General features: G+C 71.3%; 9 protein-coding genes. 1 reads left to right on the forward strand and 8 read right to left on the reverse strand.

Annotated elements, in window-relative coordinates; all coding sequences use genetic code 11:
- Positions 1–455 precede the first annotated feature (455 nt).
- The 3 genes from ACIPWA_RS04825 to ACIPWA_RS04835 all read right to left on the reverse strand — a co-directional run bounded on the left by ACIPWA_RS04825 (position 456) and on the right by ACIPWA_RS04835 (position 3,570).
- Positions 456–2,414, reverse strand: a complete 1,959-nt coding sequence (locus ACIPWA_RS04825) for a 5-oxoprolinase subunit B/C family protein (protein WP_400288500.1) — start codon at positions 2,412–2,414, stop codon at positions 456–458.
- Entirely contained in the window at positions 2,411–3,196 is a 786-nt protein-coding gene (locus ACIPWA_RS04830) for a LamB/YcsF family protein (RefSeq protein ID WP_400288503.1), read from the reverse strand. Before ACIPWA_RS04830 ends, ACIPWA_RS04825 begins: the two co-directional genes overlap by 4 nt.
- Before the next feature lie 182 nt (positions 3,197–3,378).
- The gene (locus tag ACIPWA_RS04835) at positions 3,379–3,570 is read right to left on the reverse strand and encodes a DUF1059 domain-containing protein (RefSeq protein WP_056646374.1); all 192 of its coding nucleotides are present in this window, start codon (positions 3,568–3,570) and stop codon (positions 3,379–3,381) included.
- 219 nt (positions 3,571–3,789) lie between these two features.
- Here ACIPWA_RS04835 and ACIPWA_RS04840 point away from each other — a divergent pair, with 219 nt between their 5' ends.
- A complete protein-coding gene (locus ACIPWA_RS04840) occupies positions 3,790–4,383 on the forward strand; it encodes a GNAT family N-acetyltransferase (RefSeq protein WP_056763882.1) in 594 nt (197 codons plus the stop codon).
- A 170-nt stretch (positions 4,384–4,553) separates the two neighbouring features.
- Here ACIPWA_RS04840 and ACIPWA_RS04845 read toward each other — a convergent pair whose 3' ends face one another.
- The 5 genes from ACIPWA_RS04845 to ACIPWA_RS04865 form a co-directional block, all read right to left on the reverse strand.
- On the reverse strand, positions 4,554–10,073 hold the full coding sequence (locus ACIPWA_RS04845) for a ThuA domain-containing protein (RefSeq protein ID WP_400288507.1): 5,520 nt from the start codon (positions 10,071–10,073) through the stop codon (positions 4,554–4,556).
- A 183-nt stretch (positions 10,074–10,256) separates the two neighbouring features.
- Positions 10,257–11,063: a hypothetical protein gene (locus tag ACIPWA_RS04850; RefSeq protein ID WP_400288510.1), complete on the reverse strand. Its 807-nt coding sequence runs from the start codon at positions 11,061–11,063 to the stop codon at positions 10,257–10,259.
- A 210-nt stretch (positions 11,064–11,273) separates the two neighbouring features.
- Complete coding sequence (locus ACIPWA_RS04855) at positions 11,274–17,255, reverse strand: ThuA domain-containing protein (RefSeq protein ID WP_400289637.1); 5,982 nt, start codon at positions 17,253–17,255, stop codon at positions 11,274–11,276.
- Between the two features lie 215 nt (positions 17,256–17,470).
- Positions 17,471–18,334, reverse strand: coding sequence for a sugar phosphate isomerase/epimerase family protein (locus ACIPWA_RS04860; RefSeq protein WP_400288513.1), 864 nt, complete (start codon positions 18,332–18,334; stop codon positions 17,471–17,473).
- 197 nt (positions 18,335–18,531) lie between these two features.
- Positions 18,532–19,758 (reverse strand): substrate-binding domain-containing protein, encoded by a 1,227-nt coding sequence (locus tag ACIPWA_RS04865; RefSeq protein ID WP_068626321.1) that lies wholly within the window; start codon positions 19,756–19,758, stop codon positions 18,532–18,534.
- Between the last annotated feature and the right edge of the window lie 11 nt (positions 19,759–19,769).

The following is a 19,769-nucleotide window of genomic DNA, read 5'->3' on the forward strand; positions in this document are numbered from 1 at the left end:
GCGCCCATGCAGGACAATTGGCATTAACTATCAAGCACACTGTTGAGTTCTCAAGCAACCGACACGCACCGACTCCAACCCGTTTCCAGGCCTTCACTCGGGGCAACTTCTCTAATCTACCAGACTCTTTCCGGCTTCTCAACCCACCGTTTCCGGTGAAGAAGCTCTACCTGAGCCGACCTCCCAGGCGATCATCGAGCGACGCACGAGTGCCTCGTCAAGATCTTCAGGGTGGTCACCCGGGGGTTCCAGCCACTTCGCGGCGGCTCCGAGGAGCTTCGCAGTGGTGTCTGTTCCTCCCTGCCGGGCTGACTTCGAGAACATTACGTGGTGCGCCTCGGCTCCGTCAACTCCGTCCGGCTCGGCACCCCGTCGCCCCCTCCCCCTGCCCCGGGCGGGCGGCACGCAGGGGCGAGCGTCCGCGGCGCGGGTGGCTCACGGCCGGCCCGCCTGCATCACGGACCGGACGGCGCCGATCGCGCGGAGCGGAACGAGACGTTGTCCCCCGGTCGGAGCTGTGCCGCGGTGTCGAGAGCGTCCGCAGCGACCACCGCGATCACCGGGTAGCCGCCCGTGACGGGATGGTCCCGCAGGAACAGCACCGGGTTCCCGTCGGGCGGGACCTGGATCGCGCCGGGCACGAGTCCCTCGCTCGGCAGCTCACCGCCGCGACGGTGGATCGTCCGGCCCGAGAGGCGCAGCCCCACGCGGTTGCTCGCGTTCGAGACCTCGAACTCGCCCGCCAGCAGCGCGGCCCAGGCGTCGCCGCCGAACCAGTCGGAACGCAGCCCCGCACGCACTTCCAGGGCGACCCCCACGTCGCTCGTCGCCGAGGGCACGAGTCCCGCGGGCACCAGGTCGACGACCGGCAGGGCGGAGGGCCGCGGTCCGATCGCCACGAGGTCACCCGCGCGCAGCGGGGCCGGGCCGAGCTCGGCAAGGACGTCGTACGAGCGCGACCCGAGCACCGCAGACGCGGCGAACCCGCCACGCACACCGACGTACGTACGCGCTCCACGGACGGGGAAGCCCAGCCTCAGTACCGATCCGGGCTGCGCGCGGAGCAGCGCCTGCATCCCGACCGGGGTTCCGTCGAGCGTCGCGGGCGCCGGTGCTCCCGCGAGGGCGAACGTCGCCCGTTCGTGGAACCGCACCGCGAGCCCACCGAGCGTCACCTCGAGCACGGCCGCCGACTCGTCGTTCGCGAGCAGCCGGTTCACCAGGCGGAGACCGCCCCGGTCCGCGGCGCCCGACCGCCCGACGCCCGCGGCGGACCACCCCGGGCGTCCCCCGTCCTCGATCAGCGTGAGGAGCCCGGGAGCGAGGACCTCGACACCGCGCGGCTCGTCGTGCCCGACCGGGGCGGTCCGCTCGGCGGCGCCGGCACTGCCGTGCACGGGTGCGTCCTGGAGGGATCGCCCCAGGCCACCGGCCCGGGCACGGACGCCGGCCCCGGCGACATCGGGATCGGGATCGGCATCGACACCGACACCGACACCGAGGTGATCACGGCCCCGCACCGGCCCGTCACCGTCATCACCGCCGTCACCACCGACCCTGATCCCGTCCCCCTCGGACGCAGCGCCCGGCTCGTCGTCGTCCAGCCGCTCGACCGCACGGAACCGCACCCTCGTGCCCGCGGTGAGCAGTGCCGGCGGGTCGCGGTCGACGTCGAAGAGCTCGACGTCCGTCCGCCCGAGCAGGCGCCAACCGCCCGGCGTCGCACGCGGGTAGACCGCCGTGAGGTCCCCCGCGATCGCGACCGACCCCGCGGGCACGCGCGTCCTGGGCGTCGCGAGGCGGGGTGCGGCGATGGCCGGGTCCACCTCGCTCAGGTACCCGAAGCCCGGCATGAAGCCGCCGAACGCGACGACGTACTCGCGTCCCGTGTGGCGTGCGACGACCTCGGCGACCGACAGGCCGGACCACGCGGCGACGTCGGGCAGGTCCTCCCCGTCGTAGACGACGGGGATCTCGACGACCGCGGCCTCTCCCGGGCCCACGTCCTCCCCCGGCGTCACGCCGCCCGGTCCGCCGGCGTGCGAGGCGACGCCCGTCCCCCCGTCCGCGCGTCGGGCGACCGAGGCCCAGGCCGCGCGGACCTCACCCTCGACGCGGCCCAGGTCCGCGGTGGTCGCCACGTCGTCGAGCAGCACGAGGACCGTGCGCGCCGCGGGCACGACGTCCGCGACGCCCTGCACGCGCCGCGCCCGCAGCGCGGCGGCGAGCGCGTGGACCTCGTCGAGCCCGGGCAGGTCGACCATGAGCGCCCGGTCGCCGTAGGGGCGCACCGGCAACCGGCTCGTCCCGTCCGCCGTGCCGCTCGTGGTCGCTCCGTTCGTCGCGGTCTCCCCCGCACGGTCCGCCGGCGTGCCACCGAGCCGCGACCCACCGGCACCGGTCGGCCTGCTCATCCGCCGAACCGCTGCACGACGACGCCGCTCGCCTCGAGCGTCCGGCGCACCTCGGTCAGGAGCGCGACCGCGCCGGGGGTGTCGGAGTGGATGCACACCGAGTCGGCCTCGACCGCGATCTCGCTGCCGTCGGCCGCCACCACCACGCCCTCGGTCACGAGGCACAGCGCGCGCTCGGCGACCTCGACCGGGTCGTGCAGGACCGCACCCGGGGTGCCCCTCGGCACGAGCGACCCGTCGGGCGCGTAGCCACGATCGGCGAAGACCTCGTGCACCACGGGCAGCCCCGCCTCCCGGGCGAGCCGCAGCACCGCCGAGCCGGACATCCCGACGACCGGGAGCGTCGGGTCGTATCCCGCGACCGCGTCCACCACGGCGCGCGCCTGCTCCTCGTGCCGGACGATCGCGTTGTAGAGCGCGCCGTGCGGCTTGACGTACCGGACCCGGTCCCCCGCCAGGCGCGCGAACGCGTCGAGAGCACCGAGCTGGTACACGACGTCGGCCGTCAGGTCCGCGGGAGCCACGGCGAGGAAGCGGCGCCCGAAGCCCGCGAGGTCGCGGTACGCGACGTGCGCGCCGATGCTCACGCCCCGCTCGACGGCGGCGCGCGTCACGGCGCGCATGATCATCGGGTCCCCGGCATGGAACCCGCACGCGACGTTCGCGCTGGTCACGAGGTCGAGCAGGGCGTCGTCGTCCGCGAGCGCCCACGGCCCGAACCCCTCGCCCAGGTCCGCGTTGAGGTCGATGCGGCGCGCGTCGGGCGCCGTGAGGTGTGCCATGTCCCCATCATCGCCGAGAACGCGTACGCCCAGCAGGGTCCTCGACAGGTGTACCGCGGGCCTCGGACGACCCTGCGGGGGTCCTGAGCACGGCTGTCGGCCGTGACCTTCGTGGTCACGACCGGCTGTGTCCCGGGTTCGTCCGGCCCCGGTGGCCCTCGTCCTTGCGCTGGGAAGTGTCCTCAGGCCATCGAGGGTTCGGCGTCGACCAGGTCCGCACGGATCTCCTCACGCAGCTGGGGCGTGGGTTCGTGTCCGTGCTTGCTGATCATGTGGTCGTACGCGGCGTCGAGGACTTCCTCCTCCTCGCCGGCGATCGTCAGCGTGCAGTTGATCTCGCTGGGCGTGGTCCGGCAGTCGACCATCTTCCTCATGTGTTCTCACCTCCCCTCACGCGGGTCCCGTCGTCGGGGCTCCGGGCGGGGCGGCGTCCGTGGGCTGGGCGGGCGACGTCTCCGGTGCTTCCACCGTCCTCCGTGCGGGGCGAGGTGTCAACGGACGGCAGCGCTGCGGGCGTGGGGCACGCGCAGCACGCAGGCCCGACGGCGGAGCGCACCTCCCGCTCGTCGGTGCGCCCGGGTAGATTGCCGCGGGTGACGACCTCCCTGCGCCTCGCGACCCCCGACGACGCCGAGCGCCTCGCGGCGCTGGCCGCGATCACCTTCCCCCTCGCGTGCCCGCCCGGTTCCGACCCCGCGGCCGTCGCCGAGCACATCCGGACCCAGCTCTCCCCGGCACGCTTCGTGGCCTGGGCGAAGAGCGCCGACCACGCGCTGCTCCTGGCCGAGGTCAGCGTCCCCAGCCCCGGTACCGGCGACAGCAGCGCAGGACGCGCCGACACCGCCTCGGACTCCCGTCTCGTCGGCTACGCCCTGCTCGTGCGCGGCGTGCCCGACGACCAGGACATCGTGGCGGTCGTCGGCGACGAGCCCACGGTCGAGCTCTCCAAGATCTACGTGCACCCCGATTCCCAGGGCACGCGGGTCGCGAGCGACCTCATGCGGGCCGCGCTCGACGCGGCACCGGGTCTCGTCGCGGACCGCGCGGTGTGGCTCGGCACCAACGGGGAGAACGCCCGGGCGCAGGCCTTCTACCGCAAGCACGGCTTCGCGGTCGCGGGCTCGCGGACCTACGTCGTGGGCGGCGAGTCGCACGACGACGTCGTGATGGTCCGCCCGCTCGGCTGAGCCACCGCGCGGCGCGCGTCGCGCACCGAGGTGGGCGACGTCGTCGGGCGACGGGACGACGGACGGGGCGGGACCCCGAAGGATCCCGCCCCGTCCGTTGCTGCGGTCGACCGGTCGGCGACGCCGCCCGTCAGTCTCTCGACGGACCGGCCCGTCGACCGGTCACCCGGTCACCCGCAGCTCGCGGCCCCGTAGGCGACGTCGAAGGTCGTCGTCCGACCCCCGGCCGTCGCGGTGACCTGTGCGACCCCTGCCTCCACCGCGCCGGCACGCGCGCTGAAGGACTGGTGCGCGGACTTCCCCGGCGCGACGCCGAGGAAGGTCTTGGTGCCGAACGGCGTCGTGACGACGATGTCCGCGGGGACGTCCTCGTCGTTGACCACACGGACCGAGACGTTGGCGGTCCGCCCCACGCACTGGGACCTGACCGTCGTGGTGACCTCGACCTCGGGCTCCGGCTCGGCCGTCAGGTCCTTGACCTGGACGTTGCGGAACGAGACGTCGTCACCGTTGCCGTGGTTCTGCAGCCCGATGTAGCCGGACGACAGGTCGCGCGACGGTGCGGTCGAGGTGAAGTCGTTGATCAGGGTCCCGTTGAGGAAGACCCGGATCCGCTGCCCCTCGACCGTGATCTCGTACGAGTTCCACTCCCCCGGCGCCTTGAGGACGGCGTCTCGGGCCGCGAGGTCGGCGCTCTGGAACGTGTAGATCGCACCGGTCGTGCGATCGTCGGCGTCCGTCGCGTCGATCTGGATCTCGTAGCCCTGGTTGACCGCGACCCACGGGTCGTTGCCCGGGTCGGGGAACCCGACGAAGACGCCCGAGTTGTCGTCCCCGGCCATCTTCCAGTCGAGCATGAGGCTGTAGGCCTCGAGCTCCTCGGGGTACCAGAGCAGGCCCATGCCCCCGGTGGACAGCATGGAGCAGTCCTCCTGGAGCTCGAACCCGCCCGGCCCGGCCATCTTCCAGCCGGCGAGCGACTCGGCCGTGCCGTCGAAGAGCATGCGGTAGCCCTCCGCGGGCGTGGCCGGCTCGCAGACCTCGGGCTCGTCCTCGACGACCGTGACGTCGCTGAACGCGACCGTCGTGGGAGCCGTCTGGTTCTTGCCGAGCGCGAACGGCCCCGGCGCGATCCCTGCGAGCGTGTCGTTCGTGACCGGTGCGAGGTCCGTCCAGGTGACGCCGTCGAGCGACCAGGAGCCCGTGAAGGTGTCCTGGTCGCGCGTCAGGCGCACGTGGTACGTCTTGTCGGCCTCGCGGGGCAGGTCGGACACGCCGGGCTGCGGGTCCTGGACCACGTCGCCCTTCTCGCTGCGCGCCTCGAAGCCCACGGTCCCGGCAGCCGCCCCGTTGTGGATCACGCCCACCTTGACGTAGTTGGCCTGGTCCTTGAAGACCATGAGGCCGCCCTGGTGGTAGTTCTGCGTGAGGTCGGACGTGATGGTCGTCTCGACCGTCCACCGGTCACCCGTGACGATCTTGTTGCGCAGGATGTTCGGCACGGTCGAGTTGGTCGCGCCGAACACGTCGTCGTCCGTGGTGGTCAGGCGCAGCGCGCCGTCGCTCACCGCGAGCTTGGACGCGTCGGGGTTGACGACGTACCAGCGGCACGCGTCGAGCTCGGTGCCCTCGAACGTGTCGCTCGCCGTCGTGCCCTCGCACGTGGGTGGCGTGGTGCCGTCCACGAGACGCACGTAGTCGAACGCGACGTCGATCTGCGCCGCGCCCGCGAGCTTGCCGAGCGCGAAGACACCGACCCCGGCGTCCTGGGCCGCCGGGTTCTTCACGCCGCCCGGCAGCGCTTCCCAGGTCTGGCCGTTGTCGACCGAGACCTGGCCCGTGAACGTGTCACCGGCACGGGACAGCCGCAGCTGGTACTCGCCGTAGACCGGCTTGGCCAGGTTGTCGATCCCCGGCTGCGGGTTCTGCGTGACGTCCCCGACCTCGCTGCGCAGCTCTGCGCGCACCGAGCCGTCGTCGTTGCCGACCACGTCGAGCTTCACGTAGTTCTTCTCGTCGAGGTAGACGATGACGCCACCCTGCTGGGCCGACCGGACGAGCGGCGCCGTGAACGACGTCTCCACGGTCCAGGTGTCGCCCGGCTGGTCGGTCGTGACGATGTTGGGCACGGGCGAGTTCGCCGTGCCGTAGAAGTCGTCGTCGGTCGTGGTGACGACCCACTTGCCGTCGCGCACCTCGGCGAGGTCCGGGCGGTAGTTGTGGACGTCCCAGCGGCACGCGTCGATCGACGCGCCGAGGAACTCGTCCTCCGGCCCGCGCTGCGGGTCGGGCTCGGTGCACTCGAGCGCGCCGAACGTCGTCACCTTCACGGTGCCCGACGCCGAGGCGCCGGCCGGGTCGGTCACAGTCACCTTGGCCGTGAACGCGCCGCCCGTGGTGTAGGTGTGCGCGACCTGGGCACCGGTCCCGGTGCCGCCGTCGCCGAAGTCCCACGCGTAGGTGAGGTCGTCGCCGTCCGCGTCGGTCGCCGTGGCCGTGAAGGTCACGTCGAGCGGGGCGTCGCCCGTGGTGGGCGTGCCCGTGACCGCCGTGAGCCTCGGTGCCACGTTGTTCGCGGCCCCCTTGCCCGCGAAGTGGAGCGAGTCGACGTCGAACATGTCTCCCGTGCCCCCCGACGCCGAGCGCGCGACGAAGAACAACGTGTTCGTGCCGCCCGGGTCCGTGATCGGCACGACGTCGGACGACGCGTGAGTCTCCCAGCTGCCCGTCGAGCCCATCGTGATGGTCCCGAGGAGCGGACCGTCCGCCGCTCCGACGCGGACGTCGATCAGGCCGCCCGCGTTGCCCGACGTGTAGCGCGCCGAGATGCCCGTGATGTCCTTGAGGTTCATCCGGTCGAACGCGAACCAGTCGCCCGGGGCGATGTAGCCGAGCTGCTTGGCGCCCTCGGCCGCAGCCTTGTCGACGACCTGGACACCCTGCTGGGCCGTGAAGTACTCGGCCTGCTTGGTGCGCGTGTGCAGGACGGCCTCGTCGTCGCCGGTCAACGAGGGCACGCCCTCGGCTCCGCCGTCGGTGTACGTCGCGTTGACGACCCCGAAGATGTTGGCGTCGAGACCGTGGCCCTCGTCCTTGACCGTCGTGAGGACGCCCTCGCAACCGGTCGCGCTCGAGAGCGGGTGCCCGTGGTTGTCGTGGCCGAGGATGTACTCGACGACGACGTTGTCGCAGTCGACCTCTGTCCCGTCCTCGGCGTCCGTGACCGTGACCTTGAACGGCACCTGGTCGCCGAAGTCGAAGAACTGGCCGTCCTGCGGCAGCTCGAGCGTCACCACGGGGGCGGTGTTGCCGACCGTGATCGTCGTGGTCGCGACGCCCGTCTTGCCGTCGGGGGCCGTGACCGTGAGACGGGCCGTGTACTGGCCCTTGGCGGTGTACGTGTGCGTCACGACGGCCTCGGTCGAGTCGACCGTGCCGTCCGAGTCCACGTCCCACGCGTACGTGAGCGGCAGGTTCTCGGGGTGCTGGGAGGCCGATCCGTCGAGGACGACCTCGAGCGGCACGCCACCGTTGGTCACCGACGCCTCGATCTCGGCGACCGGGGACCGCGAGCCCTTGACGTAGTCGATGCGGTAGACCGCGGAGTCCGCGGCGCCGCCGAAGTAGCCGCTGCCGTAGTCGAGCACGTACAGCGAGCCGTCCGGGCCGAACTCGAGGTTCATGGGCCGACGGATGTTCAGCCCGGTCAGCGCCGGGGCGAAGCCGGCAGGGCTGCCGTCCTCGTTGAGCACGGCCTCCTTGATCCAGCGCCGCTCCCACTCGTACAGCAGGGGCTTGCCGTCGTAGTACTGCGGGAACTTGGTCTCCGAGACGAGCTCGGGGTCGTAGTTGTAGACCACGGCGCCCATGGGCGACTCACCGCCCGAGCCGAAGGCCGGGACGTTGCCGCCGTCGTAGGGCTGCCAGGCGGCGATGGCCGGCGGCAGGTCCACGAGGCCCGTGTTGTTCGGGCTCGTGTTCTTGGGGGCGCTGCAGTCGAACGCCGCGCCCGAGGTGCCCGTCGCGAAGTCGTAGTCGACGTAGGGGACGTTGTCGCCCACGCAGTACGGCCAGCCGTAGTTGCCGGGCTCGGTGATGACGTTGAACTCGACCGATCCACCGGGGCCGCGGTTCGGGTTCGCCGCGCCCGCGTCGGGCCCGTAGTCACCGAGGTGCACGTAGCCCGTAGCCTTGTCGACCGAGAACCGGAAGGGGTTGCGGAAGCCCATCGCGTAGATCTCGGGGCGGGTCTTGTCCGTCCCGGGAGCGAAGAGGTTGCCCTCCGGGACCGTGTACGTCCCGTCGTCCTTCATGGTGATGCGCAGGAGCTTGCCCCGCAGGTCGTTGGTGTTGCCCGACGAGCGCTGCGCGTCGTAGGCCGGGTTGCGCGTCGCCCGCTCGTCGATCGGCGTGTAGCCGTCCGAGGCGAACGGGTTCGTGTCGTCGCCCGTCGACAGGTAGAGGTTGCCCTCGGCGTCGAAGTCGATCTCACCACCGGCGTGGCAGCACGTGCCGCGCGAGGCCTCGACCTCGAGGATCTTCTTCTCGCTCGCCAGGTCGATCGTGTTCTGGTCCGTGAGCGTGAAGCGCGAGAGCTGGTTGTAGCCGTCGAAGGCCTCGAACGACTCGGGGCCGGTCCCGTTCTCCGGGGCGTCGCCCGCGGGCGTGCTCAGCCGCGGCGCGTAGTAGAGGTAGACCCAGCGGTTCTCGGCGAAGTTCGGGTCGACCGCGACACCCTGGAGACCGTCCTCGTCGTGCGAGTACACCGGGATGGTGCCGGCGAGCGAGGTCGTCGCGTCAGCGGTCGTGTACCAGACCCGACCGTCGCGCGAGGTGTGCAGGACGTCGCCCTCGGGCAGGACCGCGAGCGCGATCGGCTCGCCGGTCTTCTCGGCGCCCTTCGCGAGCGTGATCTGCTCGTACGAGCTCTCGACCGTCGCGCCGCACTCGGCGTCGACCGCGCCCGCGGCGGTCTGGATCCCGCCCAGGAGGTGCTGGACGAACGCCGGGTCGCTGTACGACTCCTGCGTGTGGCCACCGCCCGTGTACCAGGAGCGGCCGCCGGCCACGTCCTGGCACCAGGCCGTCGGGTGGTCCGCGCCCATCGCGCCCCCACCCGGTGAGTACGTCGCCTCGTCGAGGGTCGCGAGCACGTGCACGTCACCGCGGGGGTTCTCGCGGAAGTTGTACCACTCGTCGTACCGCTCCCACGTCGCCGGCAGGTGCGCGGTCGAGGGGTGGTCCTTGTCCGCGACCACGACGTTCGCGGTCTGGTTCTGCGGGTGGGCCGAGAAGTACGCGCCCACGAGCTCGCCGTACCAGGGCCAGTCGTACTCGGTGTCGGACGCGGCGTGCACGCCCGCGTAGCCGCCGCCGTCCGCGATGTAGGCCTCGAACGCGGCCTGCTGCTCGCCGTTGAGCACGTCGCCGGTCGTCGAGAGCCAGACGACGGCGTCGTAGCCCGCGAGGTTCTCCTCCGTGAACGCTCCCGCGTCCTCGGTCGCGGTCACGGCGAAGTGGTTGTCCACGCCGAGCTGCTTGATGGTCGCGATCCCGGCCGGGATCGCGTCGTGCCGGAACCCGGCGGTCTTGGAGAAGACGAGCACGGAGAACTCGTCGTGGGCGGCGGCGGGTGTCGCCGTCAGGGCCAGGGTCGGGGCAGCGAGGGTCAGCGCCAGGAGCGCGCTCACCCCTGCCCGTCTCCTTCGGTGTCGTACGGTCACAGCTTTCTCCTTTGAAAGTCGATCGTCGTCCTCGGCGGCGGCCAGGCCGTCCACCGGTACTGCGTCCGTCCTCACCTCCTCGTGCGCGCGGTGCTCCTGGGTGCCCGCCGGGACTCGGCCCACCCGCAGGTGGTCCCGGCGGGCACCGGTCTAGTGGTCGCTCTCCCCCAGGCTCGCGGCGCCGTCGCCCGCGTCGTCCGGGTGGAGCGGGAGGAACACGTGGACGTGCCCCTGGTCTGCGGCGACGCTCAGGTCGTCGAGCTGGGTCGCGGCCATGCTCCAGGTGTCCGCGGCGCGCAGGCGCAGGTCGGCCGCGAGCGCCAGGAGCTGCGCCCGGGCCGGCTCGGCCGACCCCTCGGCGAGCTCGAGCGTGTCGAGCGCGTCACCCAGCAGCGCGATCGAGACGCCCAGCCCGTTGCGCGTGACGTTGTACCCCGACGCGCCCGTCGGGAGGGCCTCGGCCTCGGTCGTCAGGGCCGCGAGCTGGTCCCGCCACGCAGCGAGCTGCTCAGGGGTCGCCGGGGTCCCGGGCGCGCCGTCGAGCGGCAGTGCCACGGACAGCTCGTGCATGGTCGGCACGAGCCTCTCCTGGGCGGAGACCGCGAAGTCGGTCACGACGCCCAGGTTCTCGGCGTCGCGCGCGACTTCGGCGGCCTCGAGCTCGGCCACGCGCGCGGGGTCGACGGCGTACGCGCCGGACGCTCCGTCGTCGGGCCCTCGCGTCACGGCCCAGACGACCGCCACGACGACCAGGGCGACCACCGCGACCGCGGCGACCACGAGCCACGCGCGACGAGCGCGCGAGAGGTTCCACGGCCACCGGGCGCTCGCGCGCTCCGGTGGCCGCTGCTGGGGACGGCCGGCACCGTCCCCGGACCGGGGTCCCGCTCCCCGAGCGGTCGCCGACCGGGCTGCGAGGTCCGCCTTGCTGCGTCGTGCTGCGGTCTTCTGCGCCACGGGTCGGTTCCTGTCTGTCGGGGGCGGGAGGTTCGTGCCGGCGGGGGCGCCCGGCACGAAGACGGAGGTTGATGCGGGTGTACGGAAGAGGCCTGCCGGGAGACCGGGCAGGGAAGCGCTGTCAGAGCCGTACGCCGTCGGGCCGTCACGGGCGGGACGACGTGCGCGGCAGGCGCCGCCCCCGAGGGGGCGACGCCTGCCGTTCGTGCATCAGCTGCAGGAAGCAGCCGCGTAGTCGACCGTGTACGTCGACGTCCGGTCCCCGATCGTCGTGGTGACCGTGACGGAACCCGCCTCGATCGCCCCGAGACGCGAGCTGAACGTCTGCGACGCGGACTTGCCCGGAGCGACACCCGTGAAGGTCTTCGTCCCGAACGGCGTGCTCACCTTGATCGTCGCGGGCGCGTCGTCGGTGTTGACGACCCGCACGTTGACGAGCACCTTGCCTGCGGTGCACTGGGTCTTGGCCACGACCTCGGCCGAGACCCCGCCCTCGACCGCGGGCACCGAGAGGGTGAGCGGCTCGCTCACGTTCCCGGCGACGTCGACCGCGCGGTACGAGACCTCGACGGCCCCGTCCCCGACCACGACCGGCTCGCCGTACGTGAGCCACTCGCCCTCGGCCGTGTCGGCGAGACGGTACTCGACCCGCTCGACACCCGAACCTGCGTCGGCGCCCGCGAGGGTCACCGTGCGCTCGCCGAGCTCGGCCGTGGCCGTCGGCACCGTGGCGTCGATCTTGACCACGTGGGCGACCTCCTCGGAGACGTTGCCCGCCTCGTCGGACGCCCGGAAGGCGAGCGTGTGCTCCCCGTCCGTCGTGAGCGCCACGCCGGCCGTGTACGGGGCCCAGTCGCCGTCGGCGACCTTGACCTCGATCGACGGCGTCTGCGAGACGTCGTCGGTGGCCGTCGCGGAGACCGTCACGGCCCCGGTGTTCCAGCCGGACGCGCCGGCCGCCGGGTCCTGGGCGACGGTCACGACCGGCGCCTGCGTGTCCTCGTCACCCGTGGTGACGTGGAACCAGTCGAACGCCACCGTGACCGGGACCTCCTGCTCGGGGCCGATGGCCACGAGACCGAAGGACGTGAGTGCCGCGTCGTTCGTGACGGGCGCCCCGAGGGACGTCCAGTTCACGCCGCCGTCGCTGACCCAGCCCTGGTAGGTGTTGCCCACCTTCTCCATGCGCAGGTACCAGTAGCCCGACTCGGTGGTGTCGGCGATCTCGAGCTGGCGGTTGCCGCCGCTCGAGGCCGCGTTCTTCTCCGACGCAAGCTCGGCACCCAGGTTCAGCGGGGTGCCCGGCTGGTTCTTGGCGACCACGTCGAGCTTGACGTAGTTGTCGTCGTCGCCGTACGCCATCAGACCCGCGTACTGCCACCGGTGCAGCAGCGGAGCCTTGAAGCGGGTCTCCGCGACCCAGTCGCCCTCGGGGGCAGCCTGGAGCACGAAGTTGCGCGGGCTGACCGGGTTGTTGTTGTTGATGTCACCCGGCTGGGTGGTGATACGCAGCTCGCCGCCGGCGACCTCGACCTTCGAGGCGTCGTAGCGGACCACGTTGTTCCAGCGGCAGCCGTCGAGCGAGGTGCCGTCGAACTCGTCGGACGGCTCACGCGTGCCGTCGTCCGTCGAGTCCGGCGTGACCTTGAACCAGTCGAACAGCGCGACCGAGTCGGCCGTGCCCGTGTCGCCCGCGGCGATGACGCCGAAGGTCGCGTTCGCCTTGACCGGGGCAGAGCCCGCGATCGCGGTCCACGTCTGACCGTCCGCCGAGTACGCGGCCGTGATGGCCGTGCCCGTCGAGGTCAGCTTGAGGTACACCGACGACGGGAAGTTCGCCGCGACGTCCGTCTGACCGTGCCAGGTCCGGCTCCCACCGGTCTCGGTCTGGAACTCGAGGAAACGAGCCCCGCTCTGGTTCTTCGTGAACGCGAACTTGGTGTACTCGTTGTCGTTCACGTGCACGAGGAGACCCGCGTGCTGCCAGTGCCGTGCGAGCGGGACCTCGACCTTGGTCTGGATCTCCCACGCCCCGGCAGGTGCCGGCTGACCCAGGTAGCTGATCGGTCCCGGGACCGCCTCGTTGATGTCGCCCTGGACGACGGGCAGGACCGCCTTGCCGTCCGCGACCGTGATCGGCTTCCCGGGTGCGGTGCGCACCACGGTCCAGCGACCGGTGTTGATCGACGGGGCGTCGAACTCGTCGGACTTCTGCGCCGCGCACTGCGGCGGCGTGTCCGTGCCCGGCTCGGTCGGGTCGACCGGGTCGTCGTCGAACGAGAAGTCCTGGAACTCGACCGCGCTCGTGCTCGAGCTGTGCGCCGTCACGAACAGGCCGACGTCCTGGACCGACGCCGCACCCGGCAGGGACACCGGGTCGCCGATCTGGGTGAAGTTCTCGCCGTCCTTGCTCCACGACGCCGTGTACAGGTCGCCGTCACGCTCGATCCGCACCCACGCGGGGTAGCTCGTCGAGCTCGCCGCGGACGACGTCACGAGCTGCCCCGCGGCGTTGCCGCGCAGCCACTCGAAACCACCGTTCGGACGGATGCCCAGGGCCGCGTAGCCCGGCGACTTGCCCGGCTGCGTCACGTCGTTGCGGACGATGAGACCCGCCTTGGCGGACCCGTTGGAGTTGCCCTGGCTGTTGACCTTGACCGTCGCGGACCACTTCTCGTCCGCACCGGCCTCCTTGTAGATGGCCGAGTACTCGTCGGTGCCCTGCCACATGTTGGCACCCGCAGACGTCACGAGGTACTTGCCCTCGGACAGCTGCTCGAACGTGCCGTTCGCGTTGGTGTAGGTCTTCATGCCGGCGAACAGGTCACCGACCTGCGCCATGACGATGCGGGACTTCGTGGTGAGGCCCTTGTCGTTCGTGGCGACCGCGGTCAGCTTGTAGTAGTTGTCCGCCGTCACGTTCCACGTCGTCGTGTACGGCGCGGACGTGTCCGTGCCGATCGACTGGCCGTTGACGAAGAACTCGACCTGCGTGACCGTGTTCTCGGCGTCCGTCGCGTCTGCCGAGACCGTGATCTCGCCCTGCTCGAGCTGGACGCCCGCCTCGGGGGCGGTCACGACGACCTCGGGACGGGTCGTGGCCGAGATGCCCTTGCCGTGCGCCTCGATGAAGTTCAGGCGACGCTCGCCCGCACCGGGGAACACGACGTACAGGGTGAAGCTCTCGCCCGGGTCCGCCACGTCGACGCGCACGTCGGTGAAGGTCCCCAGCCCGGTCTCCGGGACGGAGGCCGTGGCGAGGAGCTCGCCGTCGGGAGCGTCACGACGCAGCTCGACGGTGCCCGCCTGGGCTGCCGAGACGCGCAGCGACAGCGCACTGATCTGGTGGAGGTTGAACGGGTCGTACGAGGACCAGGCCCCGTCCTTGCCCGTGATGACCGAACCGCCGCCCTCGACGTCCCGGCTCGGGAGCTGGGTCGTGCCCTGCGAGGCCGTCTGGAACTCGGCCTCACGCTTCTTGCCGAACACCAGCGTCGTGTCGGAGCCGGTCAGCGCGGGCACGCCGCCCTCGCCGCCACCGTCGGTGTAGCGGGCGTCGAGCACGTAGAAGACGTTCATGTCCTCGCCGTGCCCGCCGCCGAGGCCGGTCTCGACCGAGCCCGTCGTGCCGTGGAGCGGCTCGGACGGGTGCGCGTGCGCGTCGTGACCGAGGGCCGGCTGGATGATGACGTTCTCGTCGACGATCGAGGCGTCCTCGGCGTCGGTGACCGAGACGTCCCAGTCGATCCGGTCGCCGAAGTCGAAGAACGACCCGGTCGGCGGCAGGTTGAAGTCGACCTCGGGGCGCGTGTTGCCCACCGTGATCGGCGCCGTGGCGGTACCGACCTTGCCCGAGGGGTCCTTGACCGTGAGGCGGGCGTCGAACACGCCGTTCTCGGTGTAGGTGTGGGTCGGCTTGGCCTCGGTCGAGTCCGTCGTGCCGTCACCGTCGAAGTCCCACGCGTACGTGAGCGCCTCGTTCTCGGGGTCCGTGCTCGCCGAGCCGTCGAACGTGACGGTCAGCGGGGCCGTGCCCGAGTCCGGCGTGGCGGCCGGCTTGGCCACCGGGGAGCGCGAACCGGAGATGTAGTCGATGCGGTGCAGGCCCGAGTTCGGGTTGTCACGGCCGAAGCCGCCGCCCCAGTCGAGCACGTAGAGCGCGCCCTCGGGGCCGAACGTCGAGTCGATCGGAGCGAGGAACTGCTCGTTCGACAGGAAGGGGTTGACCTTCTCGACCGCTGCGCCCTGCGGCGTCGCGTCCTTGAGGTCGATCGAGTACATCTTGTTGCGTGCCCACTCGTAGAAGAAGGGCTTGCCGTCGTAGTACTCCGGGAACTTGGTGTCCGACACGAGGTCGGCGTCGTAGCTGTAGAACGGACCACCCATGGGTGCGAGACCGCCACCGGCGTTGATGACGCCGGGGGCCGAGGTGCGCTGGTAGCCGTAGTACATGTCCGCGGGCTGGGCCGGCGGGAGCTGCGTCAGACCCGTGTTGAGGATCGAGTCGTTGACCGGGTTGGCGCAGTCGAAGAAGGCGCCGACCGTGACCGGGTTGGTGCGGTAGTCGACGTCGCGGAAGGGCTCGTTCTTGCCCATGCACAGGGGCCAGCCGAAGAAGCCCGGCTCCTGGATGTAGTTCCACTCGGCGATGCCCGCAGGGCCGCGGTTCGCGAGGTTGTCGGAACCGTTGTCGGGCGAGTAGTCGGCCACGCCGAGGTTGCCCGTGGCGGGGTCGATCGTGAACCGGAACGGGTTGCGGAAGCCCATGGCGTAGATCTCGGGCAGCGTCTTCTCGGTGCCCGGGGCGAACAGGTTGCCCTCGGGGATCGTGTACGTGCCGTCGGCCTCGGGGTGGATGCGGAGCACCTTGCCGCGCAGGTCGTTGGTGTTGGCCGACGTCGCGCGGGCGTCGTGCTGCTGCCCCGGGCGCTCGGAGATCGGCGCGTAGCCGCCCGAGGGCTCGGAGTGCGGGTTCACGTCGTCGCCCACGCCGATGTACAGGTCACCGGTGCGGTCGTCGAAGATCAGGCTGCCACCGGTGTGGCCCGGCTCGTCGGGCAGACGCCCGGCCGGGACCTCGATGAGGACCTTCTCCGACGCCGGGTCGATCACGGTGCCACCGGGACCGCCGTCGGTCACGGTGAAGCGCGAGATCCGGTTGAAGAAGTTCGCCGGGTCGGAGTCGTTGGCGCTGGCCGGCGAGTAGTACTGGTACAGGTACCCGTTGGTCGCGAAGTCCTTGTCGAGCGCGATGCCCAGCAGGCCGTCCTCACCACCGGAGTACACGGGGATGGTGATCGCGGTCGAGGTGTTCTGGGTGCGCGGGTCGTAGACGCGGATCTGACCGCGCACGAGCTCGGTGAAGAACACGCGGCCGTCGGGAGCGACGTCCATGCCGAACGGTGCGCTCGTGTTCGTGTCGAGCGCGACCTTCTCGAACTGGCCCCAGTCGGTGCCGCCGCAGTCGCCCGCGACCTGGCCGGACGCCCACTGGACGCCGCCCACGATGTGCTGGACCAGGTCCGGCTCACCGGTGAAGTGCGCACCGAAGTGGCCCATGCCGGTCATCCAGGCGCGGCCGCCGTCGTAGGGCTTGCACCACGAGATCGGGTGGTCGGCGCCCATCTTGTTGCCGCCGGCGTCGTAGGTCGACTCGTCCATCGTGGCGAGCACGTGCGCGCTGCCGCGGACGTTGGCCGAGTAGTTGTACCACTCGTCCGCGCGGTTCCAGCGCTGGTCGAGGTGGCTGGTCGAGGGGTGGACGCGGTCCTCGACGCGGACCGTGCCGGGCAGGCCGGGGCTGTTGCCCGTGGCCGCGTGACCGGGCATGAGCGCCCCGATCATGTCGTCCCACCAGCCGTAGTTCCCGCGCATGTCGGTCGCGTTGTGGATCGCGACGATGCCGCCGCCGGCCTGCTGGTAGCGCTCGAGCGCGGCCTTCTGGTCGGCGTTCCACGGGTCGCCCGACGTCTGGAACATCACCAGCGCGTCGTACTCCGCCAGGCCCGCGTCGGTGAACACCGAGGAGTCCTCGGTGTGGTCGGACGCGATGCCGACGTCGGCGAACGCGGCCTCGAGCACCGGGGTGCCCTGCGTGATCGCCTCGGAGTGCCGGAACTGGGTCGTCTTGGTGAAGATGAGGACCTTGCGGTCGTCACCGGGTTCGTGTGGTCCGTCGTGGGCAGCTGCCATGGTCACGGGCGCGAGGGTGAACGCCAGTGCTCCGATGGTCAGCGCCGCGACGGCTCTTCCCCGCAGGGGAAGTCGCGCAGCCTTCATGTGTCTTGCCTCCAGGGCAGTCGGCACGTGGTTTGCGTGCCCTGTTCGTCGGTGAACGGGGCGCACGTGCTGTGAAGAGATACGTCGTCCCACGGCGTGCCGGCGCCGTCGGTGTTCCTACCGATCGATCAGCCGCGCATCAGTCCTTTCAGGAAGTCCAGGCCATCGACTGCGATGGCGTCCTGGGTGGGGGCGAGCGGACGCCAGATCGAGGCGGCCGTCGCGATGGTCGCGTTGTCGGCGGTGAACGACTCGATGCACAGGGAGCCGTCGTAGCCCGTGGCGTCGAGCGCGCCGAGGAACGCGTGCCAGTCGAGGTGGTCGCTGCCGGGGGCCCCGCGGTCGTTGCCGCAGACCTGCACGTGCGCGATCCGGTCCCCGGCGCGCGTCACTGCGGCCGCCAGGTCCGTCTCCTCGATGTTCATGTGGTAGATGTCGAGCATCAGCCCGATCCCGACCGACGGCAGCGGCGCGACGACCGCGAGCCCCTGGTCGACCGTGTTGACGAGGCTCGTCTCGTAGCGGTTGAGCGGCTCGAGGCCGATCCGTACGCCCGCGGCCATCGCGTGGTCGACGACGGGGGCGAGGTGCTCGACCAGCTCGGCGTTGGCCGCCTCGCGCTGGGCGGGGGTCAGCCGCCAGGTGCGCCCGACGGAGGCGTACGCGGGTCCGCCGATCACGCCCGAGCCCACGGTGGCCGCCATGTCGATCACCTGGCGCAGGTAGTCCTGGGTCCGGCGGACCGTGCCGGCGTCGGCCGCGACGAGCTCGCGGCCGGGGCCCATGACGAGGGACACCGACGCCCCGAGGCCGTTGTCCGCGAGGACTCGCGCGGCCTGCTGCGGGTTCCAGTCGGTCACGTCCTCGACGGGTAGCTCGAGGACGTCGAATCCCCACCCGGCGACGCGCGGTGCGATCTCGCGGAGGGAGCCGTCGGTCAGGGGTGAGGTCCACACCCAGGTGTTGACCCCGAGGGGGCGCGTGCGAGCCACGTTGCTCTCTTTCGTCGGTGGGTGCGTCACCCGGGTGCCCGACGCCGGAGCTCGCCCTCGCGCGGAGGGCGGGCTGCGTCGTCGGGCACCGTGGGTGGGACGTGCGGGTCGTGCTCGGGTGGGCCGTGCCGGCCCCTCGAGCTGGTCGAGGGGCCGAGCCGCGGGCTACCCGTGGTGCGGTCGGGCCGTCGCTGGGGTCAGCGGTCGGTCCAGGCCTCGGGGTAGCCGGGCAGGTCCTCGCCACCGAACTTGGCGTAGTGCAGCGACGGCATGTCCTTGTTGGCCTCGAGGTAGGCGTCCAGGTCCTCGCCCGTGATGGGCGACTGCGGCAGGACCCACTCGGCCGGGACCTGCTCGCCGTTCCAGATCTTCTGGGCTGCGAGGATCGGGGTGCGCCACTGGAAGTTGGAGTACACCGCACCCAGGGCGGTCATGTCCGTCTCCTGCCACTTGCGCATGAAGCTCAGCTCGTCCTCGCCCATGAACACGGGGTAGGGCTTGCCGGCGTCCTCGAACGCCTCGACCGCCGCGACGGCGCCGTCACCGGCGTCCATCCAGATGCCGTCCACGTCACCGCGCTGCAGGTACTGCGTCACGATGTCCTTGATCTTGGCGCCGTCACCACCGGTGAACTCCTGGCCCACGACCTCGATCTCGCTGTCGGAGAAGATCTTGTCCGCGGCGGCCCAACGGTTCTCGAGCACGTCGACACCGGGGAGGATGCGCAGCGCGAGGACCTTCGAGCCGGGCTCGAGGTTCTCGACGAGGAACTCGGCGCCGTCGGCGCCGTAGGCGTAGCCACCGATCGGGTGGATGTAGGTGACCATGCAGTCGGAGTTCACGCCGCGGTCGAACACGATCACGGGCTTGCCGCTCTCGCACGCCGCCTCGACCGCCGGGGTCAGGGTCGCGGTGGTCGAGGGCGAGATGATGATCGCGTCGCAGTCACCGGCCTCGACGAACGCCTGGATGTCGGAGATCTGCTTGTTGTCGTCGTCGGCCGCGTCCGAGACGCGGAACTCCGAGATCTCGCCCGAGGCCTTGAGGACCTCGACCTGCTGCTGCATCGTGATGAACCCCGTGACACGCCACGGGTTGGAGACCGAGGCGTTGGAGAAGCAGAGCTTCTTGCCCCCCTCCTTCGCGTACTGCGCGGTGTCCACGAACTCGGGGTCGATCGCCTGCAGCCACGGCTGGTCGGCCGGGCCCTCGGGGACCGCCGAGCGCTGCGCGAGCTGGCGCTCGTAGTCGGCCTGCACGAACCACTGGCTGTTCGCACCGGACTCGTTGGACTCCTCCGTGGACTCCTCGGTGGCCGCGGCACCCGCGTCCGGGGTGTCGGCGGGCGCGTCGGTGGTGCACGCAGCGGTGAACAGCAGTGCCGCGGTCGCGGCCCCTGCCATGAGAACTCGAGAGCGTCGCATGTTCCTTCTCC

It is taken from the genome of Oerskovia enterophila (genome assembly GCF_044748475.1).
Lineage (GTDB): Bacteria > Actinomycetota > Actinomycetes > Actinomycetales > Cellulomonadaceae > Oerskovia > Oerskovia enterophila.

Bases quoted from the DNA above. Each gene is read 5' to 3' on its own strand.
- ACIPWA_RS04865 (WP_068626321.1), bottom strand. From the start codon at position 19,758: ATGCGACGCTCTCGAGTTCTCATGGCAGGGGCCGCGACCGCGGCACTG.
- ACIPWA_RS04825 (WP_400288500.1), bottom strand. From the start codon at position 2,414: ATGAGCAGGCCGACCGGTGCCGGTGGGTCGCGGCTCGGTGGCACGCCG.
- ACIPWA_RS04855 (WP_400289637.1), bottom strand. From the start codon at position 17,255: ATGGCAGCTGCCCACGACGGACCACACGAACCCGGTGACGACCGCAAG.
- ACIPWA_RS04830 (WP_400288503.1), bottom strand. From the start codon at position 3,196: ATGGCACACCTCACGGCGCCCGACGCGCGCCGCATCGACCTCAACGCG.
- ACIPWA_RS04835 (WP_056646374.1), bottom strand. From the start codon at position 3,570: ATGAGGAAGATGGTCGACTGCCGGACCACGCCCAGCGAGATCAACTGC.